The following is a 22,384-nucleotide window of genomic DNA, read 5'->3' as shown; positions in this document are numbered from 1 at the left end:
ACTGCTGCTCAGTTCCCGTCGTCGGTGCTGCGGGCGCCGCCGGCCGACGGGGTCGTCTTGTTGACCTGGAGCAGGAACTCGATGTTCGACTTGCTCTCCTTGAGCTTGCCGATCAGGAGCTCCAGGGCCGCCTGGCCGTCGAGTGCGGACAGCACCCGGCGCAGCTTCCAGACCACGCTGGTCTCGTCCTTGCTCATCAGCAGTTCCTCGCGGCGGGTGCCGGAGGCGACCACGTCGATGGCCGGGAAGATGCGCCGGTCGGCGAACTCGCGGCGCAGCCGCAGCTCCATGTTGCCGGTGCCCTTGAACTCCTCGAAGATCACCTCGTCCATCTTCGAGCCGGTCTCGATCAGCGCGGTCGCGAGGATGGTCAGCGAGCCGCCGTCCTCGATGTTGCGGGCCGCACCGAAGAACCGCTTCGGCGGGTACAGCGCGGACGAGTCGACACCACCGGACAGGATCCGGCCGCTGGCCGGCGCCGCGATGTTGTACGCCCGCCCGAGCCGGGTGATCGAGTCGAGCAGGACGACGACGTCGTGGCCGAGCTCGACCAGCCGCTTGGCCCGCTCGATCGCCAGCTCCGCGACCGTGGTGTGGTCGTCGGCCGGGCGGTCGAACGTCGAGGCGATGACCTCGCCCTTCACGGTGCGCTGCATGTCGGTGACCTCTTCGGGCCGCTCGTCCACCAGCACCACCATCAGGTGCACTTCGGGGTTGTTCGTGGTGATCGCGTTCGCCAGCGCCTGCAGCACCATCGTCTTACCGGCCTTCGGCGGCGAGACGATCAGGCCGCGCTGGCCCTTGCCGATCGGGCTGACGATGTCGACGATCCGGGTGGTGAGCACACCGGGCTCGGTCTCCAGCCGGAGCCGCTCGGTCGCGTACAGCGGGGTCAGCTTGTTGAAGTCCTGCCGCTGCTTGGCGATCTCCGGGTCCGCACCGTTGACGGTGTCGATCCGGACCAGCGGGTTGAACTTCTCCTTGCGCTCACCCTCCTGCGGCTGCTTCACCGCACCGGTGATCGCGTCACCCTTGCGCAGGCCGTAGCGCTTCACCATCGACAGCGCGACGTACACGTCGTTCGGGCCGGGCAGGTAGCCGCTGGTCCGGACGAACGCGTAGTTGTCGAGCACGTCCAGGATGCCGGCGGCCGGGACGAGGACGTCGTCCTCGCTGATCGTCGGCTCCGGGTCGAAGCGCTCGCCGCGGCCCCGGTTGCGGCTGCTGTCGCGACCGCCCTGGTTCTCCCGGGTGCGGTCGCGGTCGCGGCCCCGGCGGCGCCGGCGACGGCCCTCGCCCTCCTCGCCGCGGTCGTTCTGGTCCTGCCGGTTCCGCTGGTTGTCCCGCTGGTTGTCGCGGTCCTGCCCACCCCGGGTCTGGTTGTCCCGGGCCTGGTTGTCACGGTTGCGGTCGCGGTTGCCGTCACGGTTCTGGTTGTCCCGCTCACGGGTCGCGTCCCGGTTGGCGTCGCGGTTCCGGTCGCGGTTGCGGTCACCCTCGCGGTTGTCGCGGTTGCGGTTCTCACCGCCCTGCTCGGCCTTCGGCTCGGCCGTCTTCGGCTCGGCCGCTTCGACCGGGGCGGAGCCGTTCTGCGCGGCGCTGTCCTGCGCCGGAGCCTGCGCGGCCGGCGCCTCGACGGCGACCGGCGCTGCCGTGGCTTGGTCGGCACCGGACTGGCCGGCACCGGACTGGCCGGCACCGGACTGGCCGGCACCGTTCTGGCCGACGGTCTTCTCGGCCGCGGCGCGGGTCCGGCGACTGCCACCCTCGCGCTTCTCGGCGCGCCCGGCCCGAGCGGCCGGTGCGTCGGCCGTGGGTGCCTCGGCGGCACCCTCGTCCAGGGTCGGCTGGCTCGACTTCGGGCGCGAACCACCCGTGGAGCCACCGGCCTGGGCGGCCTTGATCGCCTCGATCAGCTGGCCCTTGCGCAGCGCGCCGGTGCCCTTGATGCCCAGCGTCCCGGCGAGCTGCTTGAGCTCGGGGAGCAGCATGCCCTCGAGGCCGCCTCCGGCCTTCCGGCGACGCGTGGCGGTGGTGGCCGCGGCGTCGGTACCCGGGGCCGGTGAGGTACCGGCTCCGCTGGAGGCTTCAACAGTTTCTGTCACGTGAGGTCCTTCCCACACGGATGGACGATGTGTCCCTGAAAGGCTCATCGCCCGGAATCATCACCCACGACCGACGAAACGGCGACGTGGGTATCAAGAGGCTCTCGCTCGATCTGAGTCCCTCCGGACGTTTCCGGCGCAGGCGGCGCAAGATCAGTCCGCTGGAGGGTCGCCACACAACACAGGGTGCCGGGAGCACAGCCCGGATCGTGGCGAGAGTTCACCGACCACCTGGAGGGGATCGGGTGAGTCGAGACTAGCACCCCTGCGGGTCGTTCTGCTGACTCGAGGGGTACAACGCGTGTCAATTGCCGATCATTCCGCTCCGGCCCCGGCACGCTATCCGGACTCCATCGACCAGACCTGTACGCCGACTGGATCAATGCCCAGGTCGTACCGCGTCCAACCGTCCGGGGCGTCCGGCGTACCGCGGAAGAATGCGGGCTGACCTGCGGCTTTACCTGCCGGCGCAGAGGTTTCATCTGGGCGGCCCAGTACGGCGACCGTCGGGCCGGCACCGCTGACGATTGCGGCCAGTCCGCTCCCCCGCAACTTGTGCACCAGCGCCAGGCTTTCCGGCATCGCGGGCTCGCGGTACTCCTGATGCAGCCGGTCTTCGGTCGCAATCAGCAACAACTCCGGGCGCGTTGTCATCGCGGCGACCAACAATGCCGCTTTTCCGGCATTCGCGGACGCATCGATGTGGGAAACAACGCCAGGCAACAATCCGCGCGCCTCCTTTGTCAGCACGCGATTGTCCGGTACATAGGCCACCGCGGCGAGCCCGTCCACAGGGTCCAATCTGATCGCCCGGCCGACGTCCCCTTCGGTCCACGCGATCGTGAATCCACCCAGCGCGGCCGCGGCCACATTGTCCGGATGCCCTTCGATCTCGTTCGCCAGTACGACGATCCGGTCGCGATCCACCGGTACGCCGGCCAGCCCGTACGCCGCCGCGAGACCGCCGACGATCGCGGCCGATGACGACCCGAGCCCGCGGCCGTGCGGGATCCGGTTCTCGCACCGCAACGTGAATCCGGGCACCGGCACACCCAGCGCTTCCAGGCCGGCACGGATCGAACGGACCACCAGATGCGACTCGTCCAGCGGCACCTCGCCCTCGCCGGATCCGGTCACCTCGACAGTCACCCCGGATCCAGCTGGCGTGACAACCAAGTCGTCGTACAGGGTCAAGGCCAGGCCGAAGGTGTCGAAGCCCGGGCCGAGGTTGGCGCTGGTCGCAGGCACCCGGACCCGGACCTGGTCCGGCATCAGGCGAGGCCGGCGACGCGGGCGACGGCGTCGGTGTCGGCGGGGGTGACCGGAGACTCGTCCACCTTCGCGTGCTCGAGCGCGGTGTCGATGTCCTTCAGGCCGTGGCCTGTGACAGTGATCACGACGGTCGAACCGCCCTGCAGCCATCCGTTCGCCTTCGCGTGCAGCAATCCGGCGACGCCGGCCGCCGACGCAGGCTCGACGAACACGCCCTCGCGGGCGGCGAGCTCACGTTGTGCGGTCAGGATCTGCTCGTCGGTGACCAGCTCGATCCGGCCGCCGGATTCGTCCCGGGCGGCCTCCGCCAGCGTCCAGGACGCCGGGTTCCCGACCCGGATCGCGGTCGCGGCAGTGTCCGGCTTCTCGACGATCGCGCCGCGCACGATCGGGGCCGCGCCCTCGGCCTGGAAACCCCACATCTGCGGGGTCTTCGAGGCCAGCTTGTCCTTGGCGTACTCCTGGTAGCCCTTCCAGTACGCCGCGATGTTGCCCGCGTTGCCGACCGGGAGCAGATGCAGGTCGGGGGCGTCGCCGAGCGCGTCGCACACCTCGAAGGCCGCGGTCTTCTGGCCCTCCAGGCGGACCGGGTTCACCGAGTTCACCAGCGCGACCGGGTAGTGCTTGCCGAGCTCGCGGACGATCCGCAGGCAGTCGTCGAAGCCGCCGTCGATGGTCACCAGGCGTGCGCCGTGAACGATCGCTTGCGCCAGCTTGCCCTTCGCGATCCGGCCGGCCGGGATCAGCACCAGCGGGACGAGCCCGGCCCGTACGGCGTACGCGGCCGCCGATGCCGAGGTGTTGCCGGTCGACGCGCACACGACGGCCTTGTCACCGGCCTGCGCGGCGAGTGAGATCGCGACCGTCATGCCGCGGTCCTTGAACGAGCCGGTCGGGTTGTTGCCCTCGACCTTGAGCCAGACCTCGCATCCGGTCTGCTCGCTCAGCCACTGCGCGGCCACCAGCGGCGTCCCGCCCTCGCCGAGCGTGACCACGGGAGTGTCCGCCGAAACAGGCAGCCGGTCCCGGTACTCCTCGATCACGCCTTGCCACTGATGAGGCCGCTGCTGAGCCATGCCCTTATCCGCCTTCCACCCGCATCACACTGCTGACTTCACGAACGATGTCCATGTCGCGCAGGGTCTCCACGGTTGCGGACAACGCTGCGTCGGTCGCGGTGTGGGTGACCACCACCAACTGCGCGTCACTCCCCCGGCCCTCCTGGCGGACGGTCTGGATCGACACGTCGTGCTCAGCGAAGGCGTGGGCCACTGCCGCCAGCACACCGGCCTTGTCGGCCACGTCCAGCGACACGTGATAGCGGGTCACCGCGTCACCCATCGGCCGCACGGCCCGCTGGGTGTACGACGACTCGCCGACCCCCGGCACGCCCTTGAGCCGGTTGCGCGCAGCGGACACCAGATCCCCGAGGACTGCACTGGCCGTCGGGGCGCCGCCGGCACCACGACCATAGAACATCAGCTGCCCGGCCGCCTTGGATTCCACGAAGACGGCGTTGTACGCGTCCCGGACGGAGGCGAGCGGGTGGTTCGCCGGGATCATCGCCGGGTACACCCGGGCGCTGACCGAGTCGGTCGTCTCGTCCAGCTCACAGATCGCCAGCGACTTCACCACACAGCCCATCTCGCGGGCCGAGGCGATGTCGGTCGCGGTCACATCGGTGATGCCCTCGCGGTGCACGTCGGCGATGGAAACCCTGGTGTGGAAGGCCAAACTCGCCAGCAGTGCCGCCTTCGCGGCCGCGTCGAAGCCCTCGATGTCCGCGGTCGGGTCGGCCTCGGCGTACCCGAGCGCCTGGGCCTCCTCCAGCGCCTCGTCGAACCCGGCGCCGGTGCTGTCCATCTTGTCCAGGATGTAGTTCGTGGTGCCGTTGACGATGCCCATCACCCGGGTCACGTCGTCACCGGCCAGCGACTCGCGCAGCGGCCGCAGGATCGGGATCGCCCCGGCCACGGCGGCCTCGAAGTACAGGTCGCGCTGATACTTCTCCGCGGCCGCGAACAGCGTCGGGCCGTCCTCCGCGAGCAGGGCCTTGTTCGCCGTGACCACGGAGGCGCCGTGCTCGAGCGCGGACAGGATCAGCCCACGGGCCGGCTCCAGCCCACCGATCACCTCGATCACCAGGTCGAGGTCGCCGCGCGACACCAGGGCCTGCGCGTCGGTGGTGATCAGTGACGGGTCGACGGCGATGTCCCGTTCGCGACCGGCCCGCCGTACCGCGATGCCGGCGATCTCCAGCCGGGCACCCACCCGGGCGGCGAGATGGTCCGCCTGCTCGGTCAGGATCCGCACGACTTCGGTGCCGACCACGCCACAACCGAGCAGGCCTACCTTCAGAGGTTTGTCGTTCACTCCGCCCCCATGTCGAGCAGTAGCAGGTCGTCTTCGGTCTCTCGGCGTACGACGACCCGCGTTCGGCCGTCCTTCACCGCGATCACCGGTGGCCGCGGCACGTGGTTGTAGTTGCTCGCCATCGACCGGCAGTACGCACCCGTCCCGGGCACGGCGATCAGGTCGCCGGGCCGCACGTCCGAGGGGAGGAACTCGTCCTTGACCACGATGTCCCCGGACTCGCAGTGCTTGCCGACGACGCGGGCCAGCGCCGGCTCGGCATCGGAGTAGCGGTTGGCGAGCGTGCAGGAGTAGTCGGCGTCGTACAGCGCGGTGCGGATGTTGTCGCTCATCCCGCCGTCGACCGAGACGTAGGACCGGGAGGCGCCGTAGTCGAGCTCGACCTCCTTGACCGTGCCGACCGAGTAGACCGTGCACATGGCCGGGCCGACGATCGCGCGGCCGGGCTCGATCGAGACCCTCGGCATCTCGACCTCGAAGGCGCGGCACTCGTGCTCGACGATCTTGCCCAGCTCGGTGGCCAGCTGTGCCGGGTCGGAGGGGTCGTCCTGAGTGGTGTAGGCGATACCGAAACCTCCACCGAGGTCGAGGTCCGGCATGTCCACGCCGAGCTCGTCGGAAACCCTTGCGTGCAAGGCGATCACGCGCTTCGCGGCGACCTCGAATCCGGACGAGTCGAAGATCTGCGAGCCGATGTGCGAGTGCAGGCCGAGCAGCTCCAGCTCGGGGGCTTCGTTGACCCGGGCAACGGCTTCGAAGGCGGCACCGGAGGTGATCGAGAAACCGAACTTCTGGTCCTCGTGCGCGGTCGCGATGTACTCGTGGGTGTGCGCCTCGACGCCGGCGGTGACCCGGATCATCACCGGCGCGGTCCTGTTCCGCTCCCGGGCCAGCTCGATCAGCCGGCTGATCTCGTACTGCGAGTCGACGATGATCCGGCCGACCCCGGCCTCCAGTGCGCGGGCCAGCTCGGACTCGGACTTGTTGTTGCCGTGGAACCCCAACCGCTTCGGGTCGGCACCGGCCCGCAGCGCGACGGCGAGCTCTCCCCCGCTGCAGATGTCCAGGTTCAGGCCCTCGTCCATCACCCAGCGGACGATCGTCGTACAGAGGAAGGCTTTTCCGGCGTAGTAGACGTCGAAGTCCTTGAAGGCGTGCTTGAACGCGCGGGCGCGGCTGCGGAAGTCGTCCTCGTCCAGCACGTACGCCGGGCTGCCGTGCTCGGCGACCAGGTCGCGGAGGTCGACCCCGCCGATCACCAGGGAGCCCTCGGCCGACTTCTTCGCGGTGGACGACCACAGCTGCGGGACCAGGTCGTTGACATCGCGCGGGGTGCTCAGCCAGGCCGGTCCGCGGTGACCGGCCTGCGCGTGCAGGGCCCCCGCCTCGTGCGCCCTCACATCCGCTCCGGAGCGGACACGCCGAGCAGGTCCAGCCCGTTGGCGACCACGGTCCTGGTCGCGCCGACCAGGGTCAGGCGAGCCTTGTGCACCGGCTCCACCTCCTCATCGCCGCGCGGGAGCACGCGGCAGCTGTCGTAGAACTTGTGGAACGCCGACGCCGTGTCCTCCAGGTAGCGCGCGACCCGGTGCGGCTCACGCAGCTCCGCCGCGGTCGCGACGATCCGCGGGAACTCGGCCAGCGCGCGGAGCAGGTCGCCCTCGCGTTCGTGGCTCAGCAGGCCCGGCTCGAACTCGTCCAGCTTGATGCCGAGCTCGTCGGCGTTGCGCAGGATCGACGCGAGCCGGGCGTGCGCGTACTGCACGTAGTACACCGGGTTCTCGCTGGCCTGCCGGGTCATCTCCTCGATGTCCAGCGTCAACGGGGAGTCGGCCGGGTAGCGGCACAGCGTGTACCGCAGCGGGTCGACGCCGCCCTCCTCGACCAGCTCGGCCAGCGTGACGATGGTGCCGGCCCGCTTGGACAGCCGCATCTCCTCGCCGCCCTTGAGGATCTTCACCAGCTGGCCGATCAGGATCTCGATGTTGTGCTCGGGGTCGTCGCCGGCGCAGGCCGCGATCGCCTTCAGGCGGTTCACGTACCCGTGGTGGTCGGCGCCGAGCAGGTAGATGCAGACGTCGAAGCCGCGCTCACGCTTGTTCACGTAGTAGGCCGCGTCGGAGGCGAAGTACGTCGGTTCGCCGTTCGAGCGGATCAGGACGCGGTCCTTGTCGTCGGTGAAGTCCGTCGTCCGCATCCACAGCGCGTCGTCCGCGTCGTACAGGTGGCCCTGCTCACGGAGCTTCTCGATCGCGTGGCCGACGCCGTCCTGCTCGTGCAGGCTGCGCTCGGAGAACCAGACGTCGAACTTGGTCCGGAAGTGCTCGAGCTGGGCCTGCTGCTCCTTCAGCTGGCGCTCGTACCCCGCCTCGCGGAAGGCGATCAGCTGCTCGTCGGCGGGCAGCTCGGTGATGCCGGGGACCTCGGCGACGATCTGCTTGGCCAGATCCAGGATGTACTCGCCGTGGTAGCCGTCCTCGGGGATCGGCTCGCCGAGCGCCGCGGCCTGCAGGCTGGCACCGAACTTGTCCATCTGGGCGCCGCGGTCGTTGATGTAGAACTCGCGGCTGACCTTCGCGCCGGCCGCGGTCAGCACCCGGGCCAGTGCGTCGCCGACGGCGGCCCAGCGGGTGTGGCCGAGGTGCAGCGGGCCGGTCGGGTTGGCCGAGATGAACTCCAGGTTCACCGTCTGGCCGTGCAGGCTGTCGGAACCGCCGTACGCCGGGCCCGCGTCCAGGATCGCCTGGGCGATCTTGCCCTGGGCGTCCGCCGCGACCCGGATGTTGATGAAGCCGGGACCGGCGATCTCCACCGCGGTGATCGCGTCGTCGTCCTGCAGCTTGCCGGCCAGCAGCTCCGCGAACTGGCGCGGGTTCAGCCCGGCGCGCTTGCCCAGCTGCATGGCGACGTTGGTGGCGTAGTCCCCGTGCTCGGGGTTCTTGGGCCGCTCGACCTTCAGCTCGCGCGGCAGCCCGCCCTCGAAGGTGATGGTCCCGTCGTCGGCGAGCGCGGCCAGGGCCTGGAGGATCTTCGCAGCGAGCTGTTCCGGAGTCACCGCCTCAGCCTAATGGCCCCACCCCGAAACCCTTGACTCACCATCCACAGCCCGGTACACGGCGACGGGCCGCCAGCTCGTACAGGTTGCCGTCCGGCGCCCGGAAGTTGATCCACTCCCAGTTCTCGTCCTGTCCCGGCGCCCCCACCAGTTCCACCCCGGCCCGCTCGAGCTCCTCGGCGGCCGCGTGCACGTCGTCGACCTCGAAGAGCGGCACCGGACCCGTGGCGTTCCGGCTGAACAGCTCGAAGGTCCGATCCCCCGGAGCCATGATCTGCACGGTGTCGCCATCCGACGTCGCGAACTCCGCCGTCGTCTCCTCCTCGAACGCCACCTCGAGCCCCAGCACGCCCTGCAGAAACTCGAACATCGGCCTGTACTCACGCGTCGCCACCCCAACCCAGCGCACGCTCAGAACCTTCACCCGCCACCGGTCCCCCACGCCGCACCCCACAAACCCGCACGCCCGCGTCAGCTACGTAATGTCCTCAGGTCGCCACTGTCAGTGGGTGGCGGTGATGTGGAACCGGGTGCTGGGGGTGAGTTCGGCGTCCCACGCGGCGGGTTTGCCGTTGGCGGTGACGGTGAGGGTGGTGCAGGCGTCGGCCAGGCATTTGGCGTCGTACTTGACGCCCCAGAGGGTGAAGAACTGTTGGAGGGTGGGGCGCTCGGCGGTGGTCTTGGCCTCGACGTACACCAGGCCGTCCGCGGTGTGGGTGTGTACGGCGGCCTGCTCGGCGCGGACCCGGTCGACGCCGACGCCGGCCGGGACCTGCACCGTCTTGCCGTCGACCGAGACCGCGATCTTCACCGTGTACGGCGACGGGCCGGAGAAATCGAGCGGGAGACGTTCGAACCCCGCCTTGTCGATGTACGACACCCCGTCACGCGGCGCGTCCCACGGCGGCGGACCGGTCCGGATCTCGGCCGGACCGGGCGGCGCCGGACCCACCTGGCAGCCGCCGACCACACTCGTCATGAGGAGCAGGGCGGCCGCCGTCGCACCCGCCCGGCGCCACCTGCCTGCTCTCATGACGAGCCAGGTTGCCATGTGGCACCGGGGGTGCGGACCGCCGGGGGTCAGTACTCCGACGGCATCAGGATCCAGAGGACCAGATAGATCAGGACCTGCGGGCCCGGGAGCAGACAACTGACCACGAAGATCAGTCGCATCGTGTTGGCCGAGATACCGAACCTGCGGGCCAGTCCGGCACAGACACCGCCGATCCAGCGACCGCTCGACGGGCGAACCAGTGTGCTAGCCATGAGTTCAGATTTCCTTTCCACAGATGGACTTACCTCCACTATGACTCCGAATCCGCCCGAGTCGATCCCTCCACACCGCCGATCCAGGGTCCGCTCAGGGTGCCCCGGGCACCCACCTCGGTGACCCACCTGGGGCCAGTACCCGGTGCGCGGGGAGAGACGCACCGGCGGTCACCCGATTCGGGACTCCACGTAGTTTCCTGCTACTGTTCTGACGTTCCTGAGCCCCCGTAGCTCAGGGGATAGAGCACCGCCCTCCGGAGGCGGGTGCGCAGGTTCGAATCCTGCCGGGGGCGCGGACGATCTGGGCGATCCATGCTCGCAGAATGCGCGAGTGGGGATCGTCCGTCGTGTTTGTGGGGGTGCGACCCCCACGCCCGCTAGGGGGCGGCTGAGAATGCCTGGTGGGCTGCTGCGGTGATGAGGGCGGCTACGGCCTGCGGGCTGTCGCTCATCGGGACGTGGCCGCAGCCGGCCAGCTGCTCGAGTCGGGCGCCGGGCGGGAGTTGCTCGACGTGGCGCGATCGCCGGCCCAGCAGGAGGTCCCGCGATCCGAAGGCCACCGTGATCGGTACGTCGAACCCTGGACGAGCCAGGTAGTGCCGATCGAGAGTGGCTTCGAGGGTAGCGTCGAAACCGGCGCCCGACGCCATGTCCCAGACCATCTCACGCGCTCGGTCGGGGCTGATCCGGGACGGTCGGCCAACGGCCTGGCGCAGCAGGAGAGCACGTCCGAACCTGTGGTTCACCAGCCGCGAGAGCGGCCTGCACCAGCGACGCGTGAGCCATCTCGAAGCCTGCAGGCTCAACCGGTTGTACAGCGGAGTCCGCCCCGGCCACAGGCCGGCAGGAGAGATCAGCACGAGGCAGGAGATCGGCCTGACAGCGGCCAGTTCAAGGGCGATCCATGCGCCGAGCGAGTTCCCCGCGACAGCCGGGGCAACGATGCCGAGACCGTCGAGAAGGTTGGCGACGGCGCCCGCCAGCGCGGCCGGATGTGGTTCCACCCCCACTGGCAACGGCGGCGACTCGCCGAAGCCGGGAAGATCGACGGCAATGACGTCGAAGTGTTCGGCGAGTACGGCGACGACCGGAGACCATGCCCGGTGCGACGACCCGATGCCGTGCAACAGCATCAGCGGCGGTCCGGTTCCGGTTCGGTGAAAGGCAAGTCCGGCCACCTCAGACGCCTTCCTGGACCTGGAAGATCTCGTCGGCGACAAGACCGTGCGCTTCGCGGTGCACCGTCGACGCCGCCGCTGCCGACGGTGCCTCGACGAGGCAGAACACCTTGCCGAGCGGTTCGTTCACCCAGTACCGCAGGTAACGCACCTCGTAGCCGGCTTCGGTCTGCAGGTCGGCGGCGTGCGCCTTGGCGACGTCTTCGGCCGAGACGCCGGCGATGATGTTGTGGATGTCCATGTACAGCGGCATGATCGCTCTCTTTCGCTGATCGGTGATGTCGCGATGAACGTATGCCGCTGGAGTCGTCGGGTGATCCGTGGTGAGCGCCTAGGTTCTGAGCGCGGCCACCTAGTTTCCGGCTGCGTCCGGGGTGCTCGCCGCGCCCGGCCGGTCGGGAGCGTCGAGCAGGCCGCGACGGCCGGCTTCGGCTGCGACGAGCGTCCGCGACCCGACCCCGAGCTTGGTCAGGACCGCGGCCACATGGTGCTCGACGGTCCGCGTCGAGATCACCAGATGCGCGGCGATGGCCGCGTTCGACTGCCCGGCCGCGACCAACGTCATCACCTCGCGCTCACGGCGGGTCATGCCAGCCGCGTCCGAGCGGGTCGACGGATGCGCGCCGGACGGAATCGCGCGCAGGCCGAGGCGGCGCATCCGTCGGCGCGTCAGCCTCGCGGCTGCGACCGCTCCGAGCGTGTCGAAGCGGCGCAGCGCTTCCCGCATCCCTGCCTCCGACCCGGAGTCCAGGAGCGCGAGTGCGGCGTCGAAGGGACTGCCGATACCGTCCCAGAGTTCGGCGGCACGATCGAAGTCCCTGCTCGCAGACCGGGCGTGCGGCTCCGGGAGCCTGGCCGGCGACGGGGTCACGACGGCGTCGAGGCGTGTCTGCCAGGTCGCGATCTGGCCCTGGATCCACTCGTGTGCCCGGTCGGCGTGGACACTTGCGACGGTGACGTCCTGCAGCGCAGCGTCGCGATCCCCCACCAGCCAATGGGCCTCCGCCCGTGCGGATCGGGTGAGTCCGACGAGATCCGGGCGCCCGGTCGCGTCGGCGCTGGCCACCGCTTCGTCCAGGTAGGGCCACGGGTCGCCGTCGTCTCGCCGGGCAAGGATCCGGCCGATCACGATCGCGGCGGAGAGCCGGTTGAACGGCGATGCTCCGCTCGCGAGAACCTGCCGGCACACCTCGACTGCCTCGTCCCACCGGCCCACGCCCAGCAGGATCTCGCCCCAGGTGGCGCGCAAGGAGAGGCCGAACCGAACCATGCCGGCCTCGTCGCAGAAGGCGGCCCCCCGCGCGTAGTACGACTCGGCCTCGGCGAACCGGTTGAAGTCACACAGCGCGGTACACAGGTTCGCGTAGGCACGCGCTGTCGGTTCGCGGGCACCCAGATCCAGCGCGATCTCCAGTGCGCGGTCCAGAAGGGGCATCCACTCCTCGCCCGAGGTCCACGCGACGACGGCCGCGGTGTTCGCCAGGTCGCTGCGAACGTCCGGGAGGTCCAGCATGTCGACCAGGCCGCCCGCCTGGCGCAGCGACGACGTCGCCGCCTCGATCTCGCCGTAGTGACTCTGCAACTGCGCCAGGTGCCCATAGGCGCGGGCGAGCTCGGGGGTCGCGCCGCGGTCGCGGATGACGTCGACGGCCGCGACTGCGAGCTCCATCGATTCGCGACCCCGGCACAGGCGCCACATCGTCGAGGACAGCGAACGCATCTCCGCGCTCTCCCGGGGTGGATCGCCCACCTCCCTCCAGAGCTCCAGCGCCCGCCGGCCGGCGTCCAGAGCCAGCTGCCAGCGCTCGACCACCGACGCCTCCGTGGCCAGCCAGGACCAGAGGTCGGCAGCCGTTCGCGGCGTGACGTGTCCGGCGAAACGCACTGCGGCCTCGAAGTGCTCGACAGCCTCACGGTGCGCGCCGAGGGCGGCCGCCCGCCGTCCAGCGGCCGGTGCATAGCGAACGACGGAGTCGCGGTCCCCCGCGCCGGCAGCGTGGAAGGCGAGCACCGCCTCGTCAGCCCCACCTGAGCGCAGCAGCGCTGCGAGAAGCTGGGCGTGGATCGCCGCTTGGCGGTATCCGGGGATCTCGCTCGCCACAGCACGCCGGTTGATCTCGTGGCGGAACCGCAGCGAACTCCCTTCGCTGATCAGGGCACCGGCAACGACGAGTTCGTCGAGGTCGCGAGCCGTCGTACCCACCGCCTCGAGCAGACCCAGCTCGACGCGGAGGCCGGCAACGGCCGCGACGTCGAGCACAGCTCGCGCCGGCACGCTCAGTCGCGCGACACGAGCGAGTACGGCGTCGCGCGCGGAAGCGGGCAGCTCGCTGGCGGACCGCACGATCTCGTGGACGAAGAACGCATTCCCGCCGCTCAGCCGATACACGTCCGCGGGAGCGAGCCCGCTACCGGCGGCAAGGACCGCGACCGCGTCCGCCGACAGGACGGGAACGGTCACCCGACGCGTCGCCCGTTCGCCGGCGAGTCCACCCAGCGCGATGCGCAAGGCCTCGTCCGACCCGAGCGCATCGTCACGAAAGGTGACCAGGAGCAACGACCGCGTCGTCCGGATGCGACGGCCCAGGAATCGGACCAGGTCGAGAGTGGATTCGTCGGCCCAGTGCAGATCCTCGATCGCGACGACGACCGGCGGACCCGGGGCGGACAGGCAGCGGAGCAGGACGGTGAACAGCTCGTCGCGCCCGCGCTCACTGCGGCACGCCTGGAGCAGTTCACCCTCCAACTGCTCGGCGATCTCGAACAACGGGCCGAGCGGCCGGGGCGTGATCAGGCCGTCGCAGGTGCCGCCGACCCAGCTGACGTCGGCGAGATCTCGTCGGAGCTGCTCCAGCAAAGCGGTCTTGCCGGCGCCGGCCTCGCCCGAGATGAGAACCACTCGCCCCTCGCCGGCACGGGCCTGTGCGGCGTACTGCGTCAACGCCTCGAGAGCGCTGTCGCGCTCGAGCAAGACCATGGGCTCAGTGTGGGACCGGCGCACGCTCACCGTAAACACCCGTCACCGGAATGGGTAAGCACGGCGCGGAAGGTAGGAGGATCGGTCGCCGACCTGGGTGCCGGATGCCGATCTGCGATGCCGTCCGTCTGCTTGACGCTCGACCTGGGAGCGACTGGCGCTCCCTCGGTTACGGAGGAACGCAGATGCACCCCTATGTCAGCCAGGCGCTGGTCCAAGCCCGGCACGATGAGCTACTCCGCCAGGCCGCGCACCGGCGTCTCGTCCGTGCGGCCCGATCCGGCCGGCAGTCTTGGCTCGGTCGATGGATCCACGCAGTGTCGGCGCGACCGAGGCCACCGGTTGGGTCAGAGTGTCAGCAGGAGTGCGGCGGCGATGACGGAGCCCACGACCGCGCCGCCGTAGCAGAAGACCACGATGGGTACGGCGTACCGCTTGAGCTGGAGGCCGTCGTACAGGGTGTAGCGGAAGCGGTGGGCCCAGTGGAAGAGAGCCAGCGCGGACAGGCCGAACAGCACCAGCCGGGTGAGCGGATTCCGCAGTACGGCGAACAGGTGCGCATGCGTCGGCGGCGTCAGCCAGTCCAGCGGGAACGCGACGCCGAACAGGAAGAGCAGGATCGGGAGCATCAAGGCCGCGACCATGCCGCCGGAGCTGAACAGCATCCACAGCAGGGGTTCGGGCGAGCGACGGTGGTTCATCGCAGCACCAGCCAGGCGACGATTGCCGACAGCACCAACCAGGCAAAGTAGTGCGCGGCAACGATCTGCCGCGGCGGCACCCGCCGTCCGCGCGCCTTGACCACCATGGCTCGCGGCGCCAGCCCGAACCAGGTCACTACATGCAGCAGCAGGAACAGCATCGCGATCACGTTGATCGCGACCATCCACCACTCACCACTGCGGTCCAGGAACCGCTGGTACGACGCCGGCCCGTCGCTGACCGCGTTGACCAGCAGCAGGAGGTAGACCACCGTCCACGCGACGAACACGCTGCTCAACTCGCGGAGCACGAAGAGCAGATAGGACCGGCGCTCGAGCCACCACAACAGGTGGACCGGCCGCTCGTACACAGTCACCGCCGGCTCCTCGGCATCAGCAGGCCCTTGATCGCCTGGGTCGCCGCGGTCAGCTTGTACCGCTGGATCGCGCCCGCCGGATCCACGCCCTTCGGACACGCGGCACTGCACTCACCGACGAAGGTGCAGGACCAGATCCCTTCCGGCGACGACAGGACGGCGAGACGCTCGTCGGCACCCTCGTCCCGCGAGTCGAGGTTGTAGCGCTGCGCCAGCGCGATCGCCGCCGGACCGACGAAGTCCTGGTCGAGGGCGTACACCGGGCAGGCCGAGTAGCACAGCATGCAGTTGATGCACATGCTGTACTGCTGGTAGTCCTCCAGCTCCTCCGGTGTCTGCAGGTACTCGCCCTCCTCGAGCGGGCTGTGCACGTCCCGGACCAGCCAGGGCTTCACGGTCGGCAGCTTGTCCATGAAGTCGCCGATGTCGACGACCAGGTCGCGGATCACCGGGAAGTTGTGCAGCGGCTCGATCCGGATCGGTCCGGGCGCGTAGTCGGTGAGGAAGGTGGCACAGCTCAGCTGGGGGTCGCCGTTGACCGTCATCCCGCAGCTGCCGCAGATGCCCATCCGGCACGACCACCGGAAGGACAGCGTGCCGTCCAGATGGTCCTTGATGTAGCTGAGCCCGTCCAGGACCGCCCACTGCTCACGCAGCGGAACCTGGTACGACTGCAGGACCGGTTCGGTGTCCTCCCCGGGCCGGAAGCGCGCGACCTCGAGGGTGATCTCGTCTGCCATCACTACCTCCCGTACACGCGTTCGCCCGGCGGCCAGCGGGTGATGGTCACCGGTAGGTACGTGACGCGGCCGGTGCCGTCCGGTTGACGGCGTACCAGCGAATGCGCCAGGAAACGGTCGTCGTCGCGGGCCGGGAAGTCGGTGCGCTGGTGGGCACCGCGCGACTCCTCCCGGCGGAGCGCGCAGGCGATGATGCTCTCGGCAACATCCAGCATGAATCCCAGCTCGAGCCACGCGATCAGCTCGGTGTTGAAGTTCGTGCTGTGGTCGTCGATCGCCGCGTGCTGGTACCGCAGCCGGAGCTCGGCCAACTCGTGCTCCGCCTTGGCCAGCGAGTCGCCGTCGCGATAGATCCCGGCGCCGTTCTCCATCGTGGTCTGCATCTCGGTGCGGATGTCGGCGATCCGTTCATGACCCTCGGCACGCCGGGCCAACTCCCCGGACAGCCGCCGCTCCTCGTCCCGGCCCTGCGCCAGCACCGCCTCGGGTACGGCGGTCCGGTAGCGACCGGCGAACACCGCGGCGGCGCGGCCGGCCCGGGTGCCGAACACCAGACACTCCGGCAACGAGTTCGACCCCAGCCGGTTGGCGCCGTTGATGCTGACACAGGCCACCTCGCCGGCGGCGTACAGGCCCTCGAGTGACGTGGCACCCCGGATGTCGGTGTGGATCCCGCCCATCATGTAATGCACCACCGGACGCACCGGCACCAGTTCCTTCACCGGGTCGATGTTCTGGTAGTTCGTGCACAGCTCCCGGACGAACGGCAGCTTGGCGTCGATCAGCTTCGCGCCCAGGTGCCGCAGATCCAGGTGGACGACCGGCCCGTACGGCGTATCGGTCGTCCGGCCCTTCTCCACCTCGTGCACGAACGCCTGGGACAACCGGTCGCGCGGGCCGAGCTCCATGCTGCGCAGGACCGGCGTCGGTGACGGCGTCCCGAGGTCGTAGTCCTGCAGGTAGCGATAGCCGTCCTTGTTCAGCAGCCAGCCGCCTTCGGCCCGGGTCGCCTCGGTGATGAGGATGCCGGTGAACGGCAGGCCGGTCGGGTGGTACTGGACGAACTCCATGTCCTTCAGCGCCGCACCGGCCCGGTACGCCAGGGCCATCCCGTCACCGGTCTTGATGTTCGCGTTCGTGGTGAACGGGTAGACGCGTCCGCATCCGCCGGTGCACACGATCACCGTGCTCGCGGTGATGGTCTCGATCCGCCCGGTGGCCAGTTCGATCGCGACCACGCCGTACGCGCGGCCGTCGTCGACCAGGATCTTCGTGACGTACCACTCGTCGTACCGGACGATGTCGGAGTACGAGAGCGCGGTCTGGAACAGCGTGTGCAGCAGGTGGAAGCCGGTCCGGTCGGCGGCGAACCAAGTGCGCTTCTTCTTCATGCCGCCGAAGGCCCGGACCGCGATCCGTCCGTCGGGCTGCCGGCTCCACGGGCATCCCCAGTGCTCGAGCCGGAGCAGCTCACGTGGCGCCTCGGCGACGAACGCCTCGACCGCGTCCTGGTCGCAGAGCCAGTCGCTGCCGGACACCGTGTCGTACGCGTGCTCGTCGAGGCTGTCGTCGTCGGCGGCAACGGCCGCGGCGCCACCCTCGGCCGACACGGTGTGGCTGCGCATCGGATAGACCTTCGACACGACCGCCACCCGCAGCGCCGGGTTCGTCTCGGCCACCGCGATAGCAGCACGGAGCCCGGCGCCGCCGCCCCCGATGACCACGACGTCATGGAAGGTGGTCATCAGGCCTCGTGCTCGCCGCTGTGCTCGTCGGACAGGATCTTGCCGTCGTGCCGGACGGTCCGGATCCGCACGCTGCCGTCATGGAACTCGTGCTGCATGTGCCGGCAGCCGCAGGCGTAGTGCATGTCGTCGAGCCGGAAGCCCTCGAAGTCGTCCTCCTGGCTCCGGTCCGCATCGCCGAGCCGCCCACAGGGCGCCCGCTCCCCCGTGAGGTGGGTCTTCGTCCCGGTCATCCTCCTACCCCCTAACCGCTCGAGGCGTTTGTGACCTACATCACGCCTCGATAGTGCGCCTAGGTTTTCGCGGCGGCAATGGCTGGAACTATTGCTTGTGCTCTCGCCATTCGCGTTCGAAGGGGAGACGCCAGGCTCGGGGCGCGATCAACTGGTGGATCGCGTTCGGGCCCCAGGTTCCCGGCTGGTACGGCTTCACCGGCGGCGGATCGTCCAGCAGCATGGCCGAGCGGTCCCAGAGCGACTCGATGCCTTCCGCGGTGGTGAACAGGGTGTGGTCGCCGCGCATGGCGTCCAGGATCAGGCGTTCGTACGCCTCGAGGACGTCGCCCGCGCTCTCGGTCTCCTGGGTGGAGAACTGCATCGAGAGCTTCTCCAGCCGCATCCCCGGGCCGGGGCGCTTGCCGTAGAAGGACAGCGAGACCCGGGACGAGTCGGCCAGGTCGAAGGTCAGGTGGTCCGGTCCCTGCGAGCCGACGCCGGAGCCCGCCGGGAACATCGTCTTCGGTGCCTCCTTGAAGGCGATCGAGATGATCCGCTGGCCCTCGGCCATCCGCTTGCCGGTGCGCAGGTAGAACGGCACGCCGGCCCAGCGCCAGTTGTCGATGCCGACCTTCATCGCGATGAAGGTCTCGGTGTCGGAGTCGGGCGCGACCCCTTCCTCGTTGCGATAGCCGCCGTACTGGCCGCGCACCACCTCCGTGGGCTGGATCGGCAGCATCGAGCGGAAGACCTTGTTCTTCTCCTCGGAGATCGCCCGCGGCTCCAGTGCGGTCGGCGGCTCCATCGCGACGAACGACAGCACCTGCAGAACGTGCGTGACGACCATGTCCTTGAACGCGCCGGTCGGCTCGTAGAACGTGGCCCGCTGGTCCAGCCCGAGCGACTCGGGGATGTCGATCTGCACGTGGTCGATGAAGTTGCGGTTCCAGATCGGCTCGAACAACCCGTTCGCGAACCGGAACGCGAGGATGTTGAGCGCCGCCTCCTTGCCGAGGAAGTGGTCGATCCGGAACACCTGCGCCTCGTCGAAGGTCTCGTGGACGAAGTCGTTCAGGTCGATCGCGCTGGCCAGGTCGTCGCCGAACGGCTTCTCCATCACGACCCGCGCATTGTCGACCAGGTCCGCGTCGCGCAGCATCGCGATCACGGCCTGGGCCGCCTTCGGGGGCACGGACAGGTAGTGCAGCCGGCAGGCGTCCGGGCCGAGCAGCGCCTCCGCCGACTTGACCGCGGCGGCGAGCGCCTCAGGCCCGGCCGTCACCGGCACGTACTCGAGCCGGTCGGCGAACACCGCGCATTCCTCGTCGCTCATCCGATGCGTGCCGAACGTCTCCACTGCTTCCCTGGCCCGGGCCCGGAACTCTTCCGTGGTCAGGTCCTCGGTCGCCGACCCGATGATGCGTACGTCGGGAGCGAACTTGGACTGCTGCAGATACGCCAGACCGGGCAGCAGTTTGCGCTTGGCCAGGTCACCGGTCGCGCCGAACAGCACGATCACGTGCGGCGCCAGCGGCGCCGGGTCGCGCCGCGAGGGCCGCGACCCCGGTGCCGGGTACGCGATGGTCTGGGTACGGTCAGGCATTCAGTCCTCCCACGGACGCCACCGGAGCCAACATCCGCAGTGTAGGTGCCTGAGGTGACGCTCCGGCGTCAGGCGGTTTGCCAGAGTCCTAGGACGTTGCCTTCGGGGTCTTCGAAGTACGCGGCGAAGCCCATGTCGCCGACGGCCATCTTCTCGCCGACCTGCTTGCCGCCGAGGCTCTCCACGGTCTTCAGCGCGGCGTCGACGTCGGGCACGTCGACGGTGAGCACCGGGCGGGTGAGGTCCTTGGTGCGCTGGAACATACCGCCGTTGATGAAGCCGGGCTCGGACGGCATCGCCTGCTCGTCCACCGGTCCGGTCGAGGCCATCGTGTAGTCCATCTCGGGCATCTCCATCAGGTTCCACCCGAACGCCTCGCGGTAGAACGCTCGCGCTCGCTCACCGTCGTCGTACGGAACCTCGAAGTGCACAATTCTGCCGGTCATAGCCATTCCCCTCCCCGGGTGGTCCACTGCTGCCGACGCTAGTCCCGGCAGGTCGTTTCAGCCAGATCTGGACGACTACGGTGGAGCTGTCTGTTTGCGTCGGACCCGTTCGTCGGTGGGGTGAGACGGGCTGTGGAGGAGGACCATGAAGTACTTGCTGATGATCTGTGGTGACGAGTCGCACGCGAACGACGGCTGCGGCGGCTGGTCGGAGGAGATGGAGGAGCGCGGCGTGGTCGCGGGCGGTGCCGGGCTCCGGCCGCCGGCGGAGGCGACGACCGTGCGGGTCCGCAACGACGAACTGCTGCTCACCGACGGCCCGTTCGCGGAGACCAAGGAGCAGATCGGCGGCTTCGTGCTGATCGACTGCGCCGACCTGGACGAGGCGATCGAGATCGCCGCCAAGCACCCGGCAGCGAGCTACGGCACCATCGAGATCCGCCCGGTGCTGGAGCCACCGCCGGGGGTGAGGTGACGTTCGAGGAGATCTGCCGGCAGGAGTGGGGCCAGGTGGTCGCCACCCTGATCCGCGTGACCGGTGACTGGGAGCTCGCCGAGGAGGCCGCCCAGGAGGCGTTCGCCGCGGCCCTGGAGCGCTGGCCGCGCGACGGCGTACCGGACAAGCCCGGTGCCTGGCTGACCACCACCGCACGCAACCGCGCGATCGACTGGCTGCGCCGGGAGGCTGTCGGCGCCGCCAAACTGCAGGAGGTGGCTGTGATGACGCAGGAGCCGGAGGCGCCGTACGACGTACCGGACGACCGGCTGCGGTTGATGTTCACATGCTGCCATCCGGCGCTGGCCATGGAGGCCCGGGTCGCGTTGACACTGCGGACGCTGGCCGGCCTCAGTACGGCGGAGATCGCACGGGCGTTTCTGGTGCCGGAGACAACCATGTCGAAGCGACTCACCCGGGCCAAGCAGAAGATCCAGCACGCCGGCATCCCCTACCGGGTCCCGCCGTCGCACCTCCTGCCGGAGCGGACGCCCGCAGTACTGGCGGTTCTCTACCTGCTGTTCAACGAGGGGTACTCCGATGTCGTCCGCAGCAGCCTGAGCGCGGAGGCGATCCGGCTGACGCGGCTGGGCGTGCAGTTGATGCCGGACGAGCCGGAGGCCGCCGGGCTGCTCGCCCTCATGCTGCTCCACGACGCGCGCCGCGAGACCCGTCTGACGGCCGACTGCGAGCTGATCACGTTGGAGGACCAGGACCGGACTCGGTGGGACGGTGAACTGATTGCCGAGGGCGAGCAACTGCTCGACGCGACGCTCCGCCGCGGCGCACCCGGGCCCTACCAGGTGCAGGCCGCGATCGCCGCGTGTCACGCCACCGCCCGTACGGCGGCCGACACGGACTGGCCGCAGATCGCGGCACTGTACGGACAGCTCAAGCAGACTCCGGTGGTCGCGCTCAACCGAGCGGTCGCGATCGGCATGGCAGATGGGCCAGCCGTAGGACTGCGGCTGGTGGATGACCTGGCCGCTGGGCCGTTGACCGGCTATCACCTGCTCCCGGCGACCCGCGCGGACTTCCTCCGGCGCCTCGGGCGGTGGTCCGAGGCGGCATCGGCGTACCGGGAGGCGATCGAACTGGCCGGGACGGATGCGGAACGCCGATTTCTGCGAAGAAGGTTGCGTGAGGTGTCTGTCCGGGCCTGATCCGTTCGTCGGTGCGACGAAAGGAGATTGCTCATGACTGACATCCGAGCGGCCATCGCAGGTGAGCGGGCCGACCTCGCCGACATCCTCGCGGGTCTGCCTGCGGACGACTGGGACAAGCCGAGCCTGTGCAAGGGCTGGCGGGTGCGCGAGGTCGTTGCCCACATCACCATGCCGTTCCGCTACTCGACTCCGCAGTTCCTGCTGGGGATGGTGAAGGCGCGCGGGAAGTTCGACCGGTTCGCCGATGTGGCGGCCCGGTGTGACGCGGCGGCCTTGAGCGCGGCGGAGCTGACCGCCGGCCTGCGCGACAACGTCGACCACGGGTGGAAGCCGCCGGGCGGTGGGTACGAGGGCGCACTGTCGCACGACGTGATCCACGGCCTCGACATCACCGTTGCCCTCGGCATCGACCGGACCGTACCGGCCGATCGCCTGCGGCACATCCTCGGCGACCTGAAGCCACGCCAGCTCAAGTACTTCGGCGTCGACCTCACCGGCATCGAGCTTCACGCCACCGACCTGGACTGGACGTTCGGCGCCGGCGAGCCCCTCACCGGCGCCGCCCAGGACCTGCTGCTGATCCTGTCCGGGCGCTCCCTCCCTCCCGGCCACCTCACCGGCCCAGCAGCCGCCCGTTTCACGACAGGAGTCTCCCGCTGATCGTCA

The 22,384-nt window shown here is 69.4% G+C and carries 22 protein-coding genes and 1 tRNA gene; 4 read left to right on the top strand and 19 right to left on the bottom strand.

What is annotated here, in order from left to right:
• Positions 1–8: 8 nt before the first annotated feature.
• The 9 genes from rho to E0H75_RS37995 all read right to left on the bottom strand — a co-directional run bounded on the left by rho (position 9) and on the right by E0H75_RS37995 (position 10,071).
• The gene (gene rho, locus E0H75_RS38035) at positions 9–2,105 is read right to left on the bottom strand and encodes a transcription termination factor Rho (RefSeq protein WP_131518575.1); all 2,097 of its coding nucleotides are present in this window, start codon (positions 2,103–2,105) and stop codon (positions 9–11) included.
• Positions 2,106–2,444: 339 nt separating this feature from the next.
• Positions 2,445–3,377, bottom strand: coding sequence for a homoserine kinase (gene thrB / locus E0H75_RS38030; protein WP_131518574.1), 933 nt, complete (start codon positions 3,375–3,377; stop codon positions 2,445–2,447).
• A complete protein-coding gene (thrC, locus tag E0H75_RS38025; protein ID WP_131518573.1) occupies positions 3,377–4,453 on the bottom strand; it encodes a threonine synthase in 1,077 nt (358 codons plus the stop codon). Before thrC ends, thrB begins: the two co-directional genes overlap by 1 nt.
• Positions 4,454–4,457: 4 nt before the next feature.
• Positions 4,458–5,750, bottom strand: coding sequence for a homoserine dehydrogenase (locus E0H75_RS38020; RefSeq protein ID WP_131518572.1), 1,293 nt, complete (start codon positions 5,748–5,750; stop codon positions 4,458–4,460).
• A complete protein-coding gene (lysA, locus tag E0H75_RS38015; RefSeq protein ID WP_131518571.1) occupies positions 5,747–7,150 on the bottom strand; it encodes a diaminopimelate decarboxylase in 1,404 nt (467 codons plus the stop codon). Before lysA ends, E0H75_RS38020 begins: the two co-directional genes overlap by 4 nt.
• Positions 7,147–8,805 carry an arginine--tRNA ligase gene (gene argS, locus E0H75_RS38010; RefSeq protein ID WP_131518570.1) on the bottom strand — a complete coding sequence of 553 codons (1,659 nt, stop codon included), beginning with the start codon at positions 8,803–8,805 and terminating at the stop codon, positions 7,147–7,149. Before argS ends, lysA begins: the two co-directional genes overlap by 4 nt.
• 37 nt (positions 8,806–8,842) lie before the next feature.
• A complete protein-coding gene (locus tag E0H75_RS38005; RefSeq protein ID WP_131518569.1) occupies positions 8,843–9,214 on the bottom strand; it encodes a VOC family protein in 372 nt (123 codons plus the stop codon).
• 93 nt (positions 9,215–9,307) lie between these two features.
• Complete coding sequence (locus E0H75_RS38000) at positions 9,308–9,838, bottom strand: hypothetical protein (RefSeq protein ID WP_238163524.1); 531 nt, start codon at positions 9,836–9,838, stop codon at positions 9,308–9,310.
• A 47-nt stretch (positions 9,839–9,885) separates the two neighbouring features.
• Complete coding sequence (locus E0H75_RS37995) at positions 9,886–10,071, bottom strand: PspC domain-containing protein (protein ID WP_131356108.1); 186 nt, start codon at positions 10,069–10,071, stop codon at positions 9,886–9,888.
• Between the two features lie 224 nt (positions 10,072–10,295).
• Between E0H75_RS37995 and E0H75_RS37990 the strand changes: the two genes are divergently transcribed.
• A tRNA-Arg gene (locus tag E0H75_RS37990) sits at positions 10,296–10,367 on the top strand.
• Between the two features lie 84 nt (positions 10,368–10,451).
• Here the strand turns inward: E0H75_RS37990 and E0H75_RS37985 are convergent.
• The 10 genes from E0H75_RS37985 to E0H75_RS37945 form a co-directional block, all read right to left on the bottom strand.
• Entirely contained in the window at positions 10,452–11,207 is a 756-nt protein-coding gene (locus E0H75_RS37985; RefSeq protein WP_131518568.1) for an alpha/beta fold hydrolase, read from the bottom strand.
• A gap of 46 nt (positions 11,208–11,253) precedes the next feature.
• A complete protein-coding gene (locus tag E0H75_RS37980; protein ID WP_131518567.1) occupies positions 11,254–11,505 on the bottom strand; it encodes a DUF4242 domain-containing protein in 252 nt (83 codons plus the stop codon).
• 99 nt (positions 11,506–11,604) lie between these two features.
• Positions 11,605–14,229 carry an ATP-binding protein gene (locus E0H75_RS37975; RefSeq protein ID WP_131518566.1) on the bottom strand — a complete coding sequence of 875 codons (2,625 nt, stop codon included), beginning with the start codon at positions 14,227–14,229 and terminating at the stop codon, positions 11,605–11,607.
• Between the two features lie 347 nt (positions 14,230–14,576).
• Positions 14,577–14,930, bottom strand: coding sequence for a fumarate reductase subunit FrdD (gene frdD, locus E0H75_RS37970; RefSeq protein ID WP_131518565.1), 354 nt, complete (start codon positions 14,928–14,930; stop codon positions 14,577–14,579).
• The gene (locus E0H75_RS43370; protein ID WP_165554340.1) at positions 14,927–15,307 is read right to left on the bottom strand and encodes a succinate dehydrogenase/fumarate reductase transmembrane subunit; all 381 of its coding nucleotides are present in this window, start codon (positions 15,305–15,307) and stop codon (positions 14,927–14,929) included. The genes frdD and E0H75_RS43370 overlap by 4 nt, the downstream gene beginning before the upstream one ends.
• Positions 15,304–16,047 carry a succinate dehydrogenase/fumarate reductase iron-sulfur subunit gene (locus tag E0H75_RS37965; RefSeq protein WP_165554338.1) on the bottom strand — a complete coding sequence of 248 codons (744 nt, stop codon included), beginning with the start codon at positions 16,045–16,047 and terminating at the stop codon, positions 15,304–15,306. The genes E0H75_RS43370 and E0H75_RS37965 overlap by 4 nt, the downstream gene beginning before the upstream one ends.
• A gap of 2 nt (positions 16,048–16,049) precedes the next feature.
• Positions 16,050–17,792 carry a fumarate reductase (quinol) flavoprotein subunit gene (frdA, locus tag E0H75_RS37960; RefSeq protein WP_131518564.1) on the bottom strand — a complete coding sequence of 581 codons (1,743 nt, stop codon included), beginning with the start codon at positions 17,790–17,792 and terminating at the stop codon, positions 16,050–16,052.
• On the bottom strand, positions 17,792–18,025 hold the full coding sequence (locus E0H75_RS37955; protein WP_131518563.1) for a hypothetical protein: 234 nt from the start codon (positions 18,023–18,025) through the stop codon (positions 17,792–17,794). The genes frdA and E0H75_RS37955 overlap by 1 nt, the downstream gene beginning before the upstream one ends.
• 88 nt (positions 18,026–18,113) lie before the next feature.
• Complete coding sequence (zwf, locus tag E0H75_RS37950; protein ID WP_131518562.1) at positions 18,114–19,610, bottom strand: glucose-6-phosphate dehydrogenase; 1,497 nt, start codon at positions 19,608–19,610, stop codon at positions 18,114–18,116.
• A 68-nt stretch (positions 19,611–19,678) separates the two neighbouring features.
• Positions 19,679–20,056 (bottom strand): VOC family protein, encoded by a 378-nt coding sequence (locus E0H75_RS37945; protein WP_131518561.1) that lies wholly within the window; start codon positions 20,054–20,056, stop codon positions 19,679–19,681.
• A 145-nt stretch (positions 20,057–20,201) separates the two neighbouring features.
• On the opposite strand from E0H75_RS37945, the gene E0H75_RS37940 reads away from it, so the two are divergent.
• The 3 genes from E0H75_RS37940 to E0H75_RS37930 are packed head-to-tail and all read left to right on the top strand — an operon-like array spanning position 20,202 to position 22,378.
• Positions 20,202–20,531: a YciI family protein gene (locus E0H75_RS37940; protein ID WP_131518560.1), complete on the top strand. Its 330-nt coding sequence runs from the start codon at positions 20,202–20,204 to the stop codon at positions 20,529–20,531.
• Positions 20,528–21,715, top strand: coding sequence for an RNA polymerase sigma factor (locus E0H75_RS37935; RefSeq protein WP_131518559.1), 1,188 nt, complete (start codon positions 20,528–20,530; stop codon positions 21,713–21,715). The genes E0H75_RS37940 and E0H75_RS37935 overlap by 4 nt, the downstream gene beginning before the upstream one ends.
• 33 nt (positions 21,716–21,748) lie before the next feature.
• Complete coding sequence (locus tag E0H75_RS37930; RefSeq protein WP_131518558.1) at positions 21,749–22,378, top strand: maleylpyruvate isomerase family mycothiol-dependent enzyme; 630 nt, start codon at positions 21,749–21,751, stop codon at positions 22,376–22,378.
• Positions 22,379–22,384 lie beyond the last annotated feature (6 nt).

Source organism: Kribbella capetownensis (assembly GCF_004331485.1).
Taxonomy (GTDB): Bacteria; Actinomycetota; Actinomycetes; order Propionibacteriales; family Kribbellaceae; genus Kribbella; species Kribbella capetownensis.
The sequence above is the reverse complement of the archived record's forward strand: the minus strand, read 5'-3'. Positions and strand labels throughout refer to the sequence as shown.